A 15,889-nucleotide genomic window follows, 5' to 3' on the forward strand; every position below is an offset into this window, starting at 1 on the left:
CAACCCTTCGCGAAATCCTCGACGACGCTAAAAATTAATACATTCAAGTTCCCACCACTCCGCCCGGCGGCACGTTTCTGTACGTCGTCTCGTGAACGACTCCGGCGCGTGGACCCGCGAGCGTTGCATGCATCCGCTGAACTTGGCCCGCGGTGAACATGAACATTGCCTCGTCGTGTACATAATCCATATAGTTCATGTACATTTCACCCCCAGGTCCAGAGTCGTAAGTGAGTATCGACCCTTCCGGCTTCCCAAAATTCGGATTCTTCTGTGGTGGTGTGTCATCGACGAAGTCGTCACTCCCGGTCTCCGACGAGCCCCAAAGGTGCTCGAGGTTGAGCCAATGGCCGACCTCGTGGACCGCAGTCCGTCCAAGATTGAACGGGGCTTTCGCGGTGCCCGTGGTGCCAAACGCCGTGTGAATAATTGCCACTCCATCGTCCGCAGGATTCGGCTCACCAGGAAACGTACCGGCTCCCATAACCTGCTTGGGGGAGCCAAACCAACCGTTGTCCTTTGTGAGGATGTTTGGGCACACCCAAAAGTTCAGATATCGCGTTGTATCCCAGGCGTCCCAGCCACCGGTTTCTGGTTTATTGAGACTGCCATGTTTCATATCATTATTGTCCCAAAAGTGCTTTAATTTCGTTTCAGTGCACGTAATTCCCTTCGTCGCATGACCCCAGGGATTGATCGGGGCAAGCCGGAATTCGATACACGCGTCACTAGCCAGTTCTTTATATGGCCATGGGGTTTTAAGCACATCTGCGTTCTTCATGCGGTAGTCACGGTTAAGTGCATCGATCTGGCTGTGGACTTGTTCGTCGGTAATAAGCGATGTTGGGTCGTGGCGGTTGTAGAGGATGTGCACGGCCACCCAGATGATCTTCACAACCGAAGGCTCGATCAGCCCAACATCGCGCTTCTTTCGCGCCGCTTCGACAAAACTCGATGTTTGTTGCTCAATTTCGGCACGCTTACGCTCATATGCTGGGTTGGATTTCAACACCCTAGTGCGGTAGTCAGAAGCACCACAGGTACGACCATCTTTCATCAGAATATCATCCTTTGGTTTGATGCACGCAATCCCAACGGGGGACGGTGAGCGTCAGCCTTTTGCGAAATCCTCGACGACGCTTTGAAGCGGCTCGCTGCCCACATGAACTGAGCCTGTGAACGGATGGTCGATCGAGACAATGACAAGCAGGCCCATGAATACGAGGAGCGACAGAATACCTGTCATCATGACTTGGGCCGGTAAATTCTTGGTGCCGAAAAAGAACGTGAACACCACGGTCAATACCGCGCCGACATAGAGGGTCAGCCATAAGATTCCAGGGACGACACCGGTGGCCAGATGCAGGCGGGTGCGGCGCGCCTTCGTAATCGAATCAAGCTGGCTCAACATCTCAGCAAAAATCGCGGGATGCTTCGATCCCGTCTGGGTATGTTGCATCGTGGTGGCGTAGATCGTATTGAGCGCCAGCGTCGTCTCGCGGCTTTCCTCTCCAATTTCCATCATGGGCCAGTCTCGTTCGATTGCGAGCCGGAGATAATTGCCAAGGGCTATCCGCGTCGCCGCAGCTTCGGGTTCGGGTCCGGCAGCGAGCCGGTACAGCGTCGCGGCGGCCCCCGCTTCCTGAATCACAGCCGTCTCCGCGTCGCTGAATTTCTCCCAAACAACAATCACGGCGAAGGCCAACAGCACCGCAAAGATAACACCCACCGTGGCGAATTTGAAGCCTGCGATCTCATTGTTGCTGACCAAGCGCTCAAGGCCGATCCGGCGGCGGATGAGCACCGGGCCGCACATGGCCGCGGCCGTCGGAAGAAGCACCAACAAAATCGTCGCGATCCAAAGCGGAAGACCAGCCAGCCAGATTGACACTTTCTTTTCCTTGTAGCTCGGGCGACGGGCTGAAATCGCGTCGTACCGCCCATGATCGAATTAAACCTGAGCTTGGCACGCGAAAAAAGTCCCCGCAAGGCGCACGGTGGATCAATTGACGCCCGGTCCAGCAGCGAATAGCAATTGCTCGTCCGTCGGCGGAGTCAGCCATGCGCTTCAAAAGTCTCGTATCTTTTATTACGATTGCCGCCACGGTTCTGGGTCTCGGAGTTGCCGCGCAGGCCGGCCCTTGCACGGCAAAGATCAAACAATTTGATAAAGCTGTGCGCGAGTCGAAGTCCAGCCATAACCTCGGGCCGGGGTTGCCCCAATCGATTGACGCCCAACTGAGCTATCAGCCAACCCCCAAATCGGTGAAGCAGGCGGAGCGGCGTGCCTGGGCCGGATTTGAGGCGGTGCTGGCGCGGGCCAAGAAACTCGATCGGGAGGGCAAGCGGGCGGCCTGCACGAGGGCCCTCACCGACGCGAAGCTCATCTATTTTCAATAGACCCTGGCACTTAGCGCCGGAGATTTGTTTGCGCCAATTCGATTACCTCGTCACCCCTGCCGTTGATGATCGCCTTCAGCATGTAGAGGCTAAAACCCTTGGCCTGTTCGAGATGAATCTTTGGTGGCATGACGAGCTCCTGCTTCGCCGTCACCACATCGAGAAGCACCGGCCCATCATGCGCAAGTGCGTCCCTGACCGCGGCTTCAAGGCTCTCCGGTGTCTCCACCCTGATTCCGCGGATGCAGATCGCTTCCGCCATGGCGGCAAAATTCGGATTTTCGAGATTGGTCCCGCTGTCGAGATAACCGGCGGCTTTCATCTCCATGGCCACGAAGCCGAGCGACCCGTTGTTGTAGACAATAATTTTCACGGGAAGTTTCAGTTGGGTGAGCGTCAGCACGTCCCCCATGAGCATCGTAAAGCCGCCATCGCCCGAAAGGGAGATCACCTGCCGGCCAGGACAGGCGGCTTGCGCGCCGATCGCCTGCGGCATGGCGTTGGCCATTGAGCCGTGGTTGAACGAGCCAATCAGCCGCCGCTTGCCGTTCATGGTCAGATACCGCGCCGCCCAAACGGTCGGCGTACCGACATCAGCGGTGAAAATGGCGTCGTCGTTCGCAAGCGTGCTTATGATGCGCGTCAGATATTGGGCATGGACGCGGGTGTCGCCCGGCTTCGGTATCGCAAGATCGTCGAGACTGGCGCGAGCCGTGACGTAGTGCTTCTTGGCGTCATCGAGGAAGCGCCGGTCTTCCTTGCGCCGCACGCGCGGGAGAACCGCCGCAATCGTCGCCTTGACATCGCCGGTGAGCCCGAGGTCAACCGGCGTCCGCCGGCCGAGAGCTTCGGGATGGAGGTCGATCTGAATGATCTTCGCGTTCACCGGATAGAAATTGCGATAGGGAAAATCCGTTCCAAGCATCACCAGCGTGTCGCAGTTGAGCATGGCGTGGTAACCGGACGAAAAGCCGATAAAGCCGGTCATTCCGACATCGAAAGGATTGTCCCACTCGAGATATTCCTTGCCGCGCAGCGCATGGACAACCGGAGCTGCAAGAGCATCGGCGAGCGCGACGACCTCGTCATGCGCGCCAGCACATCCGCTACCGCAAAGAAGCGAGATTGTGTCCAAACCTTCGAGTATTTCGACGAGCCTGTCGATATCGGCCGCCGCCGGAGCCACGACCGGCGATAGGGACTCAAGAGAGCGAATCACCGCGCCGTCGGGTGCCTGCATCAGCGCGACATCGCCGGGCAACACAATGACGGCGACGCCCTTCTTGCCAATCGCGGTGCGGATCGCGGTCTCCAAAATGCGCGGGAAATGGTTTGGGTTGGAAACGAGTTCGACATAGTGGCTGCACTCGCGGAACAGTTCCTGCGGGTGGGTCTCCTGAAAATAGCCAAGTCCAATCTCGGATGAAGGAATATGCGCGGCGATCGCGAGGACGGGCAGATGGCTGCGATGGCAGTCGAACAGACCATTGATGAGGTGGAGATTGCCTGGCCCGCAACTGCCGGCGCACACCGCGAGATCGCCGCTCGCGGCGGCCTCGCCGCCGGCCGCGAAGGCTGCCACTTCTTCATGCCGTACGTGCATCCAATCGATCCGGCCAAGCCGGCGAAGGCTGTCATTGAGGCCGTTGAGGCTATCGCCAGTGACACCCCAGATCCGCTTCACACCAGCATCCGCAAGTGTGACGGCCATCAAGTCTGCGATGGTTCCGTTGGCCATTCGTCCATCCTATCCGCCCCGCGCGAAGGAGCGCAGTGGTGTGTAACGGCCCGATCAGCATGGCGAAGGCTCCGCGTTGCACGGAGCCTTCCATCTGTGATGGACGTTGAATTGGTCTATGGCAGGCGTCACGCGCGGCCGGTCTCGAACAGGAACCAGGTGCGCCGCTCGGCTTCGTCGATCCAGACCTCGATCAGGCTGGCGCTGGCAACGTCGCCATGCTCGTCGCAGAGCGCATGAACCTCGCGCAGGCTTGCCGTGAGCTGCTTGTTGTCCTCCCGTAGTTCGGCCAGCATGTCGGGCGGCGTGACGTAGTCGGCATCATTGTCGAGGATGCGCTGCAACCTTGCGATCTCGCCAATCGAATGAAGGGTCTTGCCGCCAATCTTGCGGACTCGTTCGGCGATGGCGTCTGTTGTCGCAAAAATCTGGTCGCTTTGCTCGTCGAGCAAGAGATGATAGTCGCGAAAATGCGGACCCGACATATGCCAGTGAAAGTTTTTTGTCTTGATGTACAAGGCAAAAATGTCCGCCAGCAAGGCCGTCAGCGCAGCCGAAATATCCCGCGTCGCGTTCGATTTCAAATCCGTCGGTGTACTGAGCGCGGCCGCCTGCCGCGCCTTGACATCAGTCTTATTCATCCTTCGTATCTCCTTTTTAGCATGCCATCCACTACCGATGCATCACTCCGGCATGACAGCCGGCTTGTTGTTTGGGAATTTTGCAATCGTCGCCGCGTCCACATTAAGATGCTGGGCAACCAGCTCAGGCGGCGTATGCGTCAGCCAGTCGGACAGAGACACATCCGCGTAATAGGAACTTCTGAACACTTCGAGGAACTGCAAATCCGTATCTCCGGTGTTCTTAATATAGTGCCCATTGCTGCGTTTGACATAACCAATATCACCTGGATTGAAATCCATTGTAACGGCGCGCGGCCCGGAGTCGAACACGGTCATCCGCCCCTTGCCCTTGATCCAATACTGCCATTCGTCGGCATTGTGATGCCAATGCATTTCGCGAAGGCCGCCCGAATGCAACGTCACGAGCGCGGCGGCGATTGTCTTGGAGACGTTGAAATTGTTGCTGTCGGCGATTCGCACCTCGCCGCCCTTCGTATGCTTTACCGGCGCGCTCGATCCAAGCGAGAAGGTAAATGGATGCGGCGGCAATCCCAATGCACTCTTCACCGACGCTTGATCGGCGGCGAGGGCGCCGGGCAGCTTACCTTGAAAAATGTAAAGCTGGTGGAGAGGAATCTTGGCGAAGGTTTCCGCCGGAACGCCGAAATTCTCGGCCAATATGTCGGGCGGCGTATGGGCAAACCAATCCGTGAGCAGGATGGTGTTGTACTCAGTGGCTTTCCCATCGTCGAAACACAAGAGGAACTCGCAGCCATCCGGCCCAAGCCCTTGCAGCGAGTGCGGCAGGCCCGCCGGAAAGTACCAAAGGTCGCCTTCTTTCACATCGGCGACTTGCGCCCGCCCCATTTCATCGAGGATCGTGATCCTGCAGTTGCCGTAGGACATATATCCCCATTCGGCGGCCAAGTGCCAGTGCAATTCCCGGATGCCTCCCGCCGTGAGACGCATGTCGACGCCGGAGATGGTTTCTGCGATCGCGAAATCGGCCTGCGTCACCTGACGGGCCCAGCCGCCGTCCTGGACGCGCTTGGCGGCATTGTTGAACGAGGCCCAAAAGTGCGGCATGTCGCTAACGTCGGTCGGCGGCGGAAACTGCGCCGACGGAAACTGGCCGCCGATCGCCGGATTTTGCGGACCTGGATCAGTGAGACTTGCCGGATTTCCTTTGGTGTTGATGACGCCTTGTGGCGGCTCATCCGGATTGCCGAAGGAGGCCGCCCGCACCGCCGTGGAGGCCACGGAACCAGCCGCCGCCGCGGTCAATATTTTGCGTCTTGAAATCATATGAAATTGCTCCTGCGATGGAGTGGTCAATGATGAGAGGGGCGCCGGTAATTTTTGGGATTCGACAAGAACTACGCACGATTCAACACGCGATGGTCTCGCAAATGTGACGCCTCGCGGGATGGCACATTTTTACGCCCGGCGAAGGCAATATGCCTTTGCGCATGATGCCTTTGCGCATGACGTATTCACAATTTTTTTGAAGCGCGGCTGCCACGTCTATGCCGCCGGTCAAGGGGTGGGAAGCGGCGGCCGCCCGCATGCGAACGTCGCCTTTCAGCGTGGCGCCGGTTCCACAACCTTCCGGTACAGATGCCAGGTCGAATGCGCGAGCACGGGAACCACAACGGCGAGGCCCGCGAAAACCAAAAGAAAGCCAAGGGCCAGGGAGACGGCAACGATCAGTCCCCACAGCGCCATGATCATCGGGTTCACCAGCACGGCCTTGACAGATGTATAAATGGCAACCGGAACGTCAACCTCGCGGTCGAGAAGCATGGGGAAGGAAACCACACTCACGCTCAGGGCGAGTACAGCGAAGACAAAGCCGATCGCGGTGCCAAATCCAATCAATTTCCAACCCTCTGTGGTGCCAAAGATCTGACCGAAGAATTGGGTGAAGGATTGCGGCCAGGTGGTGCCGAAGAGCGACCTGTACAGCGCAAGCGCCGAATATTCCCAGCAGGCGAAGATCACCAGCAATAGCAATCCGAGAGAAAGGATTGGAAACATCGCGTGCGACCGCACCACGCCGAAGGCGTCTTTCCAGGACGCGTCGAGACCGAGTTCCCGGCGGCGGCTGACCTCATAAAGACCGATCGCCGCGAAAGGCCCAATGAGCGCGAAACCCGAGAGAAGCGGGAAGAGCAAAGGCAGAGGATTGCCGATCATGAGCCAAATGCCGGCAACGGGATAAATGAGACCGAGGAAAACGAGATGCGACGGCATCGCCGAGAAATCGGCAAGCCCTTCAACCAAGGCTTGCTTAAGGTCCGCCAGACCAATCTTGCGGACCTTGGGACCGTCCAGGACGTCCGGGCGAAAAAGCGTATGGGAATTCGACATAGTCGTTCCTCCTTGACCGGCTTGACCGGATGCGGTCACGAGGCTTCGAGGTGCGCCAAACGCAACGCCAGTCACGCAGGACCGCGATTTTATGTTTTGACAACTATACGCTCAGGACCAGCGGCCGGTCGAGACAATTCTGAACTGTAAATCGCGGACCAGGATCGCCCTGAAAATTGTAGACGCCAACATGGGTCAGCTTCCCTTCCGTGTCGAGCCAGATCTTGCCGCCAAGGTCTCGCCACTTTTGACAAAAACCAAAGTCCTCGCTGACATAGGCGCCGGTTTCCTTGTCGATCATGCAATCGAAAAGTGCGTAGCTTTCGGCCGCCTTGGCGTTTGAAAACGCATGCACGCTTTTGTAGCGGCTTTCGGGGTAGGCCGCGATCATGCGTTCGATCACCTGCCGCTTGAGCAGCATGAAACCGCCGCCACAGTAGACGGCGGTGGCAAACCTTCCCTCGTGTTCCCGCTCATTGCCAGTGCAGAGCGTGCCGACATAGAGCAGCGGCGCGGTTTGGAATGGCTCCTTCGCGGTCGCGGCTCGCTTGATCGCCGGATTGCTCCAGTCGATGACTTTCAAGGGATAGATCCCAGCCACGAATTCGTGGTCGAAGGCAAGCATCGCATGGACTTGCTCCGCGTCGAACCCGATGTCGGCGTCGATGAACAAAAGATGCGTCGCCTCTGGCGTGTTTAAAAATTGGCTGACCAGTGTGTTGCGGCTGCGGGTGATCAGCGAATCATGCCCCAGCAGGGCAAGCGCCGCGTCGAAATTGGCGCGCGAAGCCAATTGGATGAGGCTGATCACCGACTGCATATAGTGTTGCGAAACAAGTCCTCCGAAACAAGGCGTGGCGATGAAGACCATTGGCCGGCGGTTGGATTCGGTCATGCCTGTCCTTGGGCTGTCTTGAGGCGCAAAAGATACGAAGGCGCAGGCGGTCGCGTCTCACGGCCCCAGCCGCGGATGGCGCGAGGCGGGGTCCGTCTTAAAGAACAAACCCTGCGTGAAACCTGCATGAGTCATCGCTTGGCAGCTGTTTGAAGCGCAGACTCACAAGGAACCCTCGTGCGGTAGTCTCTTTTTGGCGGCGTTTGATCGGAAAACATCCTTCGCGCAAAGATATGATGGAACATTTTGTCCCAGCCCAAGTTGCTTGGGCGTTGGGCACCGTCCTGAGGAGAAAGCGGAACGGTCGCCTCCTGCGGCTATGGTTACGGCTATAGTTACGGGTATCCTTATAGCTGCGGCTACTATGGTTATCCAGGCTATGCCTATGGATGGTGATTTACGGAAATAATTCAGCAATCTGTTCAACCAGACCTTGTATATCGAGCGAGACAGCACAACCATAATGTTAGATTCACAGGTGATTGGGCTTGTGCCGTGATCGAGCCAAAGCGGATATCCCGCTCTGGGTGCCGAGGTAGCTAGGGAGAAAGTGATGAAACGCGCGGGTATAGGAATGGCGACAGCTGCGCTTGGCTTGGCTCTGTTGGCGAGTGGCCCCGCCGAGGCATTCCGCGGAGGCGGCGGATTTGGCGGTTTCCATGGCGGCGGTTTCCATGGCGGCGGATTTGGTGGCGGCGGCTTCCGTGGTGGTGGTTTTGGTGGCTGGCATGGCGGCGGGTTCGGCCGAGGTGTCGCAATGGGTGGCTGGGGCCGTGGCTGGCATGGCGGCGGGTTCGGCCGAGGTGTCGCAATGGGTGGCTGGGGCCGTGGCTGGAATGGCGGCGGTTGGAATCGTGGCGGCTGGAATCGCGGCGGCTGGAATCAGGCCGGCTGGAATCGCGGCGGCTGGCGCGGCGGCCGCTGGAACCGCTGGGGATGGAATCGTGGCTGGAATAATGGCTGGGGCTGGAACAACGGCTGGTGGCCAGCCTACGCTGGGTTAGGGCTTGGATTGGGCTACGGCCTGAGCGCCTGGGATTACGGATACCCTTACGACTATGGGTATGGTTACCCTTCTTATGATTATTCCTATGCCGCTCCAACTTATGCAGCGCCGCTCGTGACAGGCCGCAGCGTGGCGACCGGGCAATGGGGCAATTTTTGCACCACATCTGTGAAAACATGTGAACTCACGCGCGCGTCTTTCCTTGGGAACGGGTGCTCGTGCCGGGTGCCGGGCGGACGCGCGAGGGGGACCGTTTCCCCTTGAGTGGCTGGCTTAATAGCTGAGCGATCATGGCCGGGATTATCCCGGCCATTTTTGTGATAAATCACCGCGGGAGCAGTTCTTTACCAAGTCCAAGCTCCGCCCCAATTGATGGAACGATACAGACCAAGCGATGTTTCGCGCCCCTTTAAGGGGCTTCACAGGGCCTCTACTCGCGCCAGCTGGGCGCAGACAGGAAAACCGATCGATGGAGAGTCGAATGAATCGCATGGCAGCGTTTTTGGCGGCGGCCGCGGTCGCGGCAGTGAGCCTCGCGGCGCCTGCGTGGGCCCAAGTGCCGACGCCCGCGGAGCGCGGAATCATGACCCCGCCCATGGACCAGCAGAGCATGCCCGCGGACACGCAGGTTAACTGGGTGAACGGTCAGCGCTATATTGACAGAGGAAATCCGGCGGATCGTGTGTATGGCAACCCGCCATTCGCCTCTGGCTACGGTTATCCCTACGCGGCCGCCTATGGGTATGGATATCCGGACACAGCGCCCTATGGGTACCCTTACGCCAATCCCTATGGGTACTGGAATGAGTCCGCCAATCCGTTTTCGGTGGTGACCGCACCGATCGCGGCTCTCACCGCGCCTGTGTCAGTATTGGCAGCCTTCGAAGCCACGGCTCCCTCGGTGACGGGCCGCAGCGTCGCGACGGGCCAGATGGGAAGAATGTGTTCGACGCCGGTTAAATCTTGCGAGTTGTATCGCGAGTCCTTCGTCGGCAATGGATGCAGCTGTAAAGTTTCTGGTGGACGCGCGCGAGGCACCGTGGCGCCGTAATCCTGGATCTCTGACGCGAACTCAACCGTGGCCGGGCTCAACCCCGGCCACGCTTTTTCAAACGCCAAAATAATCGCGGTACCAAGCGACAAACCGGCGAACGCCCTCGGTGAGCGGTGTCTTAGGCCGGAAGCCGGTCAGCCGTGAAAGCAGCGCCGTGTCGGCAAAAGTGGCTGGAACGTCGCCTTGCTGCATCTCCATGAAATTGCGCTCGGCTTTCAAGCCGGTGGCCGCCTCGATGGCGGCGACAAAATCCATGAGGCCGACAGGCGATTCATTGCCGATATTGATGATCCGCCAGGCGGCCACCGGCGAAAGGCTGTCTCCCGCTGGAGGCGGCGCTCTCCCATCCACCGGCTCCGGCGGATGGCTGGCGAGCCGGAACATCGCCTCGACGAGATCGTCGATATAGGTGAAATCCCGGGTCATTTTCCCGTGATTGTAAATATCGATGGGGCGGCCGTCGAACAGTGCCGAGCAAAATTTGAAAAGCGCCATGTCGGGGCGGCCCCAGGGGCCGTACACTGTAAAAAATCGCATCATCGTGACCGGAACTTTGAAGAGATGGCTATAGGCATGCGCCATCTCCTCATTCGCCTTTTTCGTCGCCGCGTAGAGCGTCAGCGGGTGGTCGGCGCGGTCGGTTTCGTGAAACGGAATCTTCGCATTGGCCCCATAAACGGAGGATGTCGATGCCATGAGCGCGTGCGAAGGTGGCGCATGGCGCATCAGTTCCAGAAGATTAAAGGTTCCGTTGAGGTTGGCATCGACATAGGCGCGCGGGTTGTCGAGACTGTATCGCACCCCTGCCTGCGCGGCGAAATGATAGATGACATCGAAACCGCCGCCATAAATTTTTTGCAGTGCGGCGAAATCCTCGAGCATCGCCTCATGGCCGCAAAATCCTGGCCGTTCTTGCAAAATCCCGTGCCGCCGCAACTTCAGGTTGCGATCGTAATAGGCCGTAAACCCATCGATGCCTACAACATCATGACCCTCGTCGAGAAGACGGCGGGCCATGTGGAACCCGATGAAACCGGCGCTGCCGGTGACCAGAACACGCATGTTTGATTCCAAAGTTGAAAGCACTCCCCGGGATGGGGGTTTGACCTGCCTCAAGAACCTAATTAAAGCCTTGTGCAAGAAGGGTCTAAGGAATTACCATAAAGGTCCGGTCCGCACGAATTTTGAGGGGCGCCCCGCCGCCATTTCTGGCGTTCGCCTAATGTATAAGAGACAATAAAACCATCCGGCCTTTTTATAATCACGCCGCGACCGGAGTATCGGGAGACCGTTCAATATGCCCTATTCGCGCTTCTTCGATGACGCGATTTCAAAGTTGAAAGGGGAACGCCGCTACCGGGTCTTCGCCGACCTCGAGCGCGACGCCAAGGTGTTTCCGCGCGCCCTTTGGCACGGCCCAGACCGCATCGAGGAAGTCGTCATTTGGTGCTCCAACGACTATCTCTGCATGGGCCGTCACCCGCAGGTGATCGAGGCGATGACAACGGCGGCGGCACGGCACGGTGCCGGAGCTGGCGGCACCCGCAACATTTCCGGCACCAATCATCCGCTTGTCGAACTCGAATCCGAACTGGCCGATCTCCACGGCAAAGAGTCGGCGCTCGTTTTTACCTCGGGCTGGATTTCCAATCTCGCGGCGATTTCGACCATCGGCGATCTTTTGCCCGATTGCCTCATTCTCTCCGATGAGCTCAATCACAATTCGATGATCGAAGGCATCCGCCGCTCCAAGGCGCAGCGGCAGATTTTCCGCCACAACGATCTCGCCCATATCGAAGAACTCTTGCGCGCGGCGGGACGCGAGCGCGCCAAGCTGATCGTCTTCGAAAGCCTCTATTCAATGCATGGCGATATCGCCCCGGTTGCCGCGATCGCCGATCTTGCCCGCCGCTACAACGCCATGACCTATATGGACGAGGTGCATGCGGTGGGGCTCTATGGCCCGCGCGGCGGCGGCATCGCCGAGCGCGAAGGCGTCATGGACCAGATCGACGTTATCGAGGGCACGCTCGCCAAGGGATTTGGCACGCTCGGCGGCTATATCGCCGCAAAGGCGCCGATCGTCGATGCCGTGCGTTCGCATGCGCCAGCCTTCATTTTCACCACCGCTCTGCCGCCCGCAATCGCGAGTGCCGCGACGACCGCCGTGCGCCTTTTGAAGCAGGATCACGGCCGGGAGATTCGCACCCAGCACCAGCGCCAGGCCATGCTGACCAAACATGCGTTGAGCGCGGCGGGTTTGCCAGTCATGCCGAACCCGTCCCACATCGTGCCGGTTTTCGTCGGCGACGCTGAACTCTGCAAACGCGCCACCGACATGCTGCTCGATCGCCACGCGATCTATATCCAACCGATCAATTACCCGACGGTCGCCAAGGGCGAAGAGCGTTTGCGGATCACGCCAAGCCCGCTGCATACGGATGCGCATATCGCGCAGCTCGTGGAATGCATGGCCGATGTCTGGCAAACATTAGGGCTGCCTTTTGTCGAGCCGGCCAAGATTCTCGCCTTCAAGCGCGAGAGCGATGCGCATTGCACCTTCCCGGAATTCAAGCGCGCCGCCGAATAGGCTGCGCTTTGGTTGGCATCGGGTGAGACGTCCCGCTTCTCATTATTGCGGCGCGTGCTAATTTCGTTCGCATGAAACAACCGGCCCCCATCGAGAGCCTCAGCGCAGCGCAGGCGCGCCGCGAACACGCACGGCTGGGCGAAGAGATCGCCACACATGACCGGCGCTATTACACAGACGACGCACCAAGTGTTTCCGACGCCGAGTATGACGCGCTGCGCCAGCGCTACGAGGCGTTGGAGGCCGCCTTCCCAGGGCTCACGACACCGGAGTCGCTCACCCAAAAAGTCGGCACAGCGCCATCGGAAAAATTCGCAAAAGTGCGCCACCGCGTGCCGATGCTCTCGCTTGGCAATATTTTCGCCGAGGAAGAGGTGGCGGAATTCGCTGCCCGCGTTCGCCGCTTTCTTGGGCTCGGCGAAAACGCACGGCTCGCCATCACGGCCGAACCGAAGATCGACGGGCTTTCCTGCTCGCTGCGTTTTGAGCGCGGCGCTCTTGTCCAGGCGGCAACCCGCGGGGATGGCTACGAAGGCGAGGACGTCACCGCCAATGTCCGCACCATCGGCGAAATTCCGCATCACCTCAAAGGCCATCCGCCCGATATTCTCGAAGTGCGCGGCGAGGTCTATATGACCCACGCCGATTTCGTCGCCTTGAACGCGCGCCAGAAAGACGCGGGCAAGACCCCTTTCGCCAATCCACGGAATTCGGCGGCTGGGTCGCTGCGCCAGCTTGATCCTGCAATCACCGCATCAAGACCCCTGCATTTTTTTGCTTATGCCTGGGGTGAGGTGAGCGCCCTGCCCGCTTCGACACAAATGGGCATGATCGCAGCGTTCAAAAGCTACGGGCTGCCCGTCAATCCGCTCATGGTGCTTTGCCAGACAGCGGATGAGCTCATCGCTCAGTACCGTGCCATCGAACAGCAGCGGGCTTCGCTCGGTTACGACATCGATGGCGTCGTCTATAAGGTCGATGATCTTGCCTTGCAAAACCGGCTTGGCTTCGTGTCGCGGGCGCCGCGCTGGGCCACCGCGCATAAGTTTCCCGCCGAAAGAGCCACGACGGTTCTCCGCGCGATAGAAATCAATGTTGGGCGCACCGGCGCCTTGACACCGCTCGCCAAGCTCGACCCCGTGACCGTCGGCGGAGTCGTCGTCTCCAACGCAACTCTCCACAATGAGGACGAGATCATCCGCAAGGATATTCGCATCGGCGACGCGGTGACGGTCCAGCGCGCGGGCGATGTCATTCCGCAAATTCTTGGACCCATTCTCGACAAGCGCCCAAAGGACTCAAAGCCCTATGTCTTTCCCGACAAATGTCCCGTCTGCGGATCGGCGGCGGTGCGCGAGATCGACTCTAAGACAGGCGAGCCGGAAGCGGTGCGCCGCTGCACCGGTGCACTGATCTGCCCGGCGCAGGCGGTTGAACGCCTGAAACATTTCGCCTCGCGCAATGCCTTTGATATCGAGGGTCTCGGCGAAAAGCTGATCGAGCAATTTTTCAACGATGGGCTGATCAAAACGGCGCCAGATATTTTCACGCTGCCAGAGCGAGAACGGCGGGGGATGATCAATCTCAGGGAACGCGAAGGCTTTGGTGAGCTGTCGGTGAACAATCTGTTCAACGCGGTCGAAGCGCGCCGCACGCTTCCGCTCAACCGCTTTATTTTTGCGCTCGGGATCAGACATGTCGGCGAGACCAACGCGCGGCGGCTCGCGCGCCACTTTGAGTTGTTTGAGGCGCTGCGCGAGACGGCTCGCGCCGCAACAGACGGTTCCGAGGCCCGCGCGGAGATCAACAATATCGAAGGGATCGGCGAGGTCGTTGCTGAAGCCGTCGCGGATTTTTTCGTCGAGAACCACAATGAAGAGGTGCTCGACGCCTTGCTCCAACAGGTGACGCCAGTGCCGATGGAAGCCGTCACCTCATCAAGCCCGGTCGCCGGCAAGACCATCGTTTTCACCGGCTCGCTTGAACGCATGACGCGCGACGAAGCCAAAGCGATGGCCGAACGTCTCGGCGCAAAAGTCGCGGCATCGGTGTCGAAAAAAACCGACCTCGTCGTCGCCGGCCCCGGCGCGGGTTCAAAACTTGCCAAAGCCGCCGAACTCGGCATCGAGACGATCAGCGAAGAGGATTGGCTGAAGCTGGCGGGGCAAGGGGATTGAAGCGAATCTTAAAGCCTGTTTCGAAATCCCGCCCTCATCCTGAGGAGCAGGCGAAGCCTGCGTCTCGAAGGATAAAGAGCCACGAAGGCGCCATCTCGAAGCACGAGGGCGCCAAATCACAGCAAGGCATCTGGGGCAGCGTCATGCGCGGAAAAATTCATTCATCGCACGGCGGCAGAAAAGCGTATCTGAACTTTGAACTCAAGGATCATGGACGGCCGGAGGCCGCGCGCCTCTGGCGCGTCCTTGACTTCAAAGTTCAGATACGCTCGGGTCAGCCGTCCGATGAATGGGGTCGTGTGGCCGGAGCGGCCCTAGATTTCCAAAACTTGTAGCCAGCCTCAAGCTGCTTCACTGAGTGAGCTAACCCAAGGCAAATCTATGGACGAAACTCCGCCCTCTTCTACCTATCAGGCGCTCTCGCAATTCTGCGAGGAGCACAATAGCGCTACGCGATTGCTGCGCGTAGCAGCACAAGATTACGCGGCGGCACGATGTTTGTTGCTGAATGGCCTGTTTGCAGGACATGTGCTGGGCGCGCAGGCCATTGAAAAATTTCTCAAGGGTTATCTCCTCTTTAAAAACCCCAAATGCCCTGTGAGAAAGTTGAGCCATTCGCTTCCTAAGCTCTTGGCGAGCGTTGGGGAGTGCTTTCCTCATCTGCAACTGGCCGGATTTGCACCACTCGCTGAAAAATTTATGAACCATTACGAAACACGCTACCCAGACAATCCTGACGCATCGCAATCCATGACAACGGCGGATTTGCTTGAGCTGGACACGTTCATCATCTTCCTCAGTGAAAACATACCCTGTGCGCGTCACGTGAAATATCAGACTGGCATTTACCCTTTCATTTCCTTCTCAACGGGCTACCAATCCACAGTCTCGCCTTGGGAGTATTGGATCAAGAATGCAAACCAAGCTCTTGCACCGCTGTTACCGCATATAAAAATGGAGTACGCAGCGGTATTGACGGAACTTCATCCCTCAGCCCAACACTAATATTCTTCTCAGTTCTCGCCACATAACATGG

General features: G+C 58.5%; 14 protein-coding genes. 6 read left to right on the top strand and 8 right to left on the bottom strand.

The window, feature by feature from the left end; all coding sequences use genetic code 11:
• Positions 1 to 43: 43 nt before the first annotated feature.
• Together QEV83_RS07865 and QEV83_RS07870 are read right to left on the bottom strand one after the other, a co-directional pair.
• A complete protein-coding gene (locus QEV83_RS07865; protein WP_280130650.1) occupies positions 44 to 1,057 on the bottom strand; it encodes a M43 family zinc metalloprotease in 1,014 nt (337 codons plus the stop codon).
• A gap of 54 nt (positions 1,058 to 1,111) precedes the next feature.
• Positions 1,112 to 1,891 (bottom strand): DUF4239 domain-containing protein, encoded by a 780-nt coding sequence (locus QEV83_RS07870; RefSeq protein WP_280130651.1) that lies wholly within the window; start codon positions 1,889 to 1,891, stop codon positions 1,112 to 1,114.
• Between the two features lie 170 nt (positions 1,892 to 2,061).
• Here QEV83_RS07870 and QEV83_RS07875 point away from each other — a divergent pair, with 170 nt between their 5' ends.
• A complete protein-coding gene (locus QEV83_RS07875) occupies positions 2,062 to 2,400 on the top strand; it encodes a hypothetical protein (protein ID WP_280130652.1) in 339 nt (112 codons plus the stop codon).
• A 10-nt stretch (positions 2,401 to 2,410) separates the two neighbouring features.
• Here QEV83_RS07875 and poxB read toward each other — a convergent pair whose 3' ends face one another.
• The 5 genes from poxB to QEV83_RS07900 form a co-directional block, all read right to left on the bottom strand.
• Entirely contained in the window at positions 2,411 to 4,138 is a 1,728-nt protein-coding gene (gene poxB, locus QEV83_RS07880; protein WP_280130653.1) for a ubiquinone-dependent pyruvate dehydrogenase, read from the bottom strand.
• 128 nt (positions 4,139 to 4,266) lie between these two features.
• Positions 4,267 to 4,779: a DNA starvation/stationary phase protection protein gene (locus QEV83_RS07885; RefSeq protein WP_280130654.1), complete on the bottom strand. Its 513-nt coding sequence runs from the start codon at positions 4,777 to 4,779 to the stop codon at positions 4,267 to 4,269.
• A 42-nt stretch (positions 4,780 to 4,821) separates the two neighbouring features.
• Complete coding sequence (locus tag QEV83_RS07890; RefSeq protein WP_280130655.1) at positions 4,822 to 6,066, bottom strand: oxalate decarboxylase family bicupin; 1,245 nt, start codon at positions 6,064 to 6,066, stop codon at positions 4,822 to 4,824.
• A gap of 276 nt (positions 6,067 to 6,342) precedes the next feature.
• On the bottom strand, positions 6,343 to 7,131 hold the full coding sequence (locus tag QEV83_RS07895; RefSeq protein ID WP_280130656.1) for a DUF2189 domain-containing protein: 789 nt from the start codon (positions 7,129 to 7,131) through the stop codon (positions 6,343 to 6,345).
• 103 nt (positions 7,132 to 7,234) lie between these two features.
• Positions 7,235 to 8,026, bottom strand: coding sequence for a hypothetical protein (locus QEV83_RS07900; protein ID WP_280130657.1), 792 nt, complete (start codon positions 8,024 to 8,026; stop codon positions 7,235 to 7,237).
• 659 nt (positions 8,027 to 8,685) lie between these two features.
• Between QEV83_RS07900 and QEV83_RS07905 the strand changes: the two genes are divergently transcribed.
• On the top strand, positions 8,686 to 9,030 hold the full coding sequence (locus QEV83_RS07905) for a hypothetical protein (RefSeq protein WP_280130658.1): 345 nt from the start codon (positions 8,686 to 8,688) through the stop codon (positions 9,028 to 9,030).
• A gap of 483 nt (positions 9,031 to 9,513) precedes the next feature.
• A complete protein-coding gene (locus tag QEV83_RS07910) occupies positions 9,514 to 10,083 on the top strand; it encodes a hypothetical protein (protein WP_280130659.1) in 570 nt (189 codons plus the stop codon).
• Between the two features lie 57 nt (positions 10,084 to 10,140).
• On the opposite strand, the gene QEV83_RS07915 is transcribed toward QEV83_RS07910, so the two are convergent.
• Positions 10,141 to 11,148: an NAD-dependent epimerase/dehydratase family protein gene (locus QEV83_RS07915; protein WP_280130660.1), complete on the bottom strand. Its 1,008-nt coding sequence runs from the start codon at positions 11,146 to 11,148 to the stop codon at positions 10,141 to 10,143.
• Between the two features lie 235 nt (positions 11,149 to 11,383).
• Here QEV83_RS07915 and hemA point away from each other — a divergent pair, with 235 nt between their 5' ends.
• The 3 genes from hemA to QEV83_RS07930 all read left to right on the top strand — a co-directional run bounded on the left by hemA (position 11,384) and on the right by QEV83_RS07930 (position 15,858).
• Complete coding sequence (hemA, locus tag QEV83_RS07920; protein ID WP_280130661.1) at positions 11,384 to 12,676, top strand: 5-aminolevulinate synthase; 1,293 nt, start codon at positions 11,384 to 11,386, stop codon at positions 12,674 to 12,676.
• 71 nt (positions 12,677 to 12,747) lie between these two features.
• Positions 12,748 to 14,853: an NAD-dependent DNA ligase LigA gene (ligA, locus tag QEV83_RS07925; protein ID WP_280130662.1), complete on the top strand. Its 2,106-nt coding sequence runs from the start codon at positions 12,748 to 12,750 to the stop codon at positions 14,851 to 14,853.
• Positions 14,854 to 15,234: 381 nt separating this feature from the next.
• Positions 15,235 to 15,858, top strand: a complete 624-nt coding sequence (locus QEV83_RS07930) for a hypothetical protein (RefSeq protein WP_280130663.1) — start codon at positions 15,235 to 15,237, stop codon at positions 15,856 to 15,858.
• Positions 15,859 to 15,889 lie beyond the last annotated feature (31 nt).

Source organism: Methylocapsa sp. D3K7 (genome assembly GCF_029855125.1).
Classification (GTDB): domain Bacteria; phylum Pseudomonadota; class Alphaproteobacteria; order Rhizobiales; family Beijerinckiaceae; genus Methylocapsa.

Excerpts from the sequence above, each read along its gene's own strand:
- QEV83_RS07865 (WP_280130650.1), bottom strand. The coding sequence starts at position 1,057 with ATGAAAGATGGTCGTACCTGTGGTGCTTCTGACTACCGCACTAGGGTG.
- QEV83_RS07875 (WP_280130652.1), top strand. The coding sequence starts at position 2,062 with ATGCGCTTCAAAAGTCTCGTATCTTTTATTACGATTGCCGCCACGGTT.
- poxB (WP_280130653.1), bottom strand. The coding sequence starts at position 4,138 with ATGGCCAACGGAACCATCGCAGACTTGATGGCCGTCACACTTGCGGAT.
- QEV83_RS07885 (WP_280130654.1), bottom strand. The coding sequence starts at position 4,779 with ATGAATAAGACTGATGTCAAGGCGCGGCAGGCGGCCGCGCTCAGTACA.
- QEV83_RS07890 (WP_280130655.1), bottom strand. The coding sequence starts at position 6,066 with ATGATTTCAAGACGCAAAATATTGACCGCGGCGGCGGCTGGTTCCGTG.
- QEV83_RS07895 (WP_280130656.1), bottom strand. The coding sequence starts at position 7,131 with ATGTCGAATTCCCATACGCTTTTTCGCCCGGACGTCCTGGACGGTCCC.
- QEV83_RS07900 (WP_280130657.1), bottom strand. The coding sequence starts at position 8,026 with ATGACCGAATCCAACCGCCGGCCAATGGTCTTCATCGCCACGCCTTGT.
- QEV83_RS07905 (WP_280130658.1), top strand. The coding sequence starts at position 8,686 with ATGGCGGCGGTTTCCATGGCGGCGGATTTGGTGGCGGCGGCTTCCGTG.
- QEV83_RS07910 (WP_280130659.1), top strand. The coding sequence starts at position 9,514 with ATGAATCGCATGGCAGCGTTTTTGGCGGCGGCCGCGGTCGCGGCAGTG.
- QEV83_RS07915 (WP_280130660.1), bottom strand. The coding sequence starts at position 11,148 with ATGCGTGTTCTGGTCACCGGCAGCGCCGGTTTCATCGGGTTCCACATG.
- hemA (WP_280130661.1), top strand. The coding sequence starts at position 11,384 with ATGCCCTATTCGCGCTTCTTCGATGACGCGATTTCAAAGTTGAAAGGG.
- ligA (WP_280130662.1), top strand. The coding sequence starts at position 12,748 with ATGAAACAACCGGCCCCCATCGAGAGCCTCAGCGCAGCGCAGGCGCGC.
- QEV83_RS07930 (WP_280130663.1), top strand. The coding sequence starts at position 15,235 with ATGGACGAAACTCCGCCCTCTTCTACCTATCAGGCGCTCTCGCAATTC.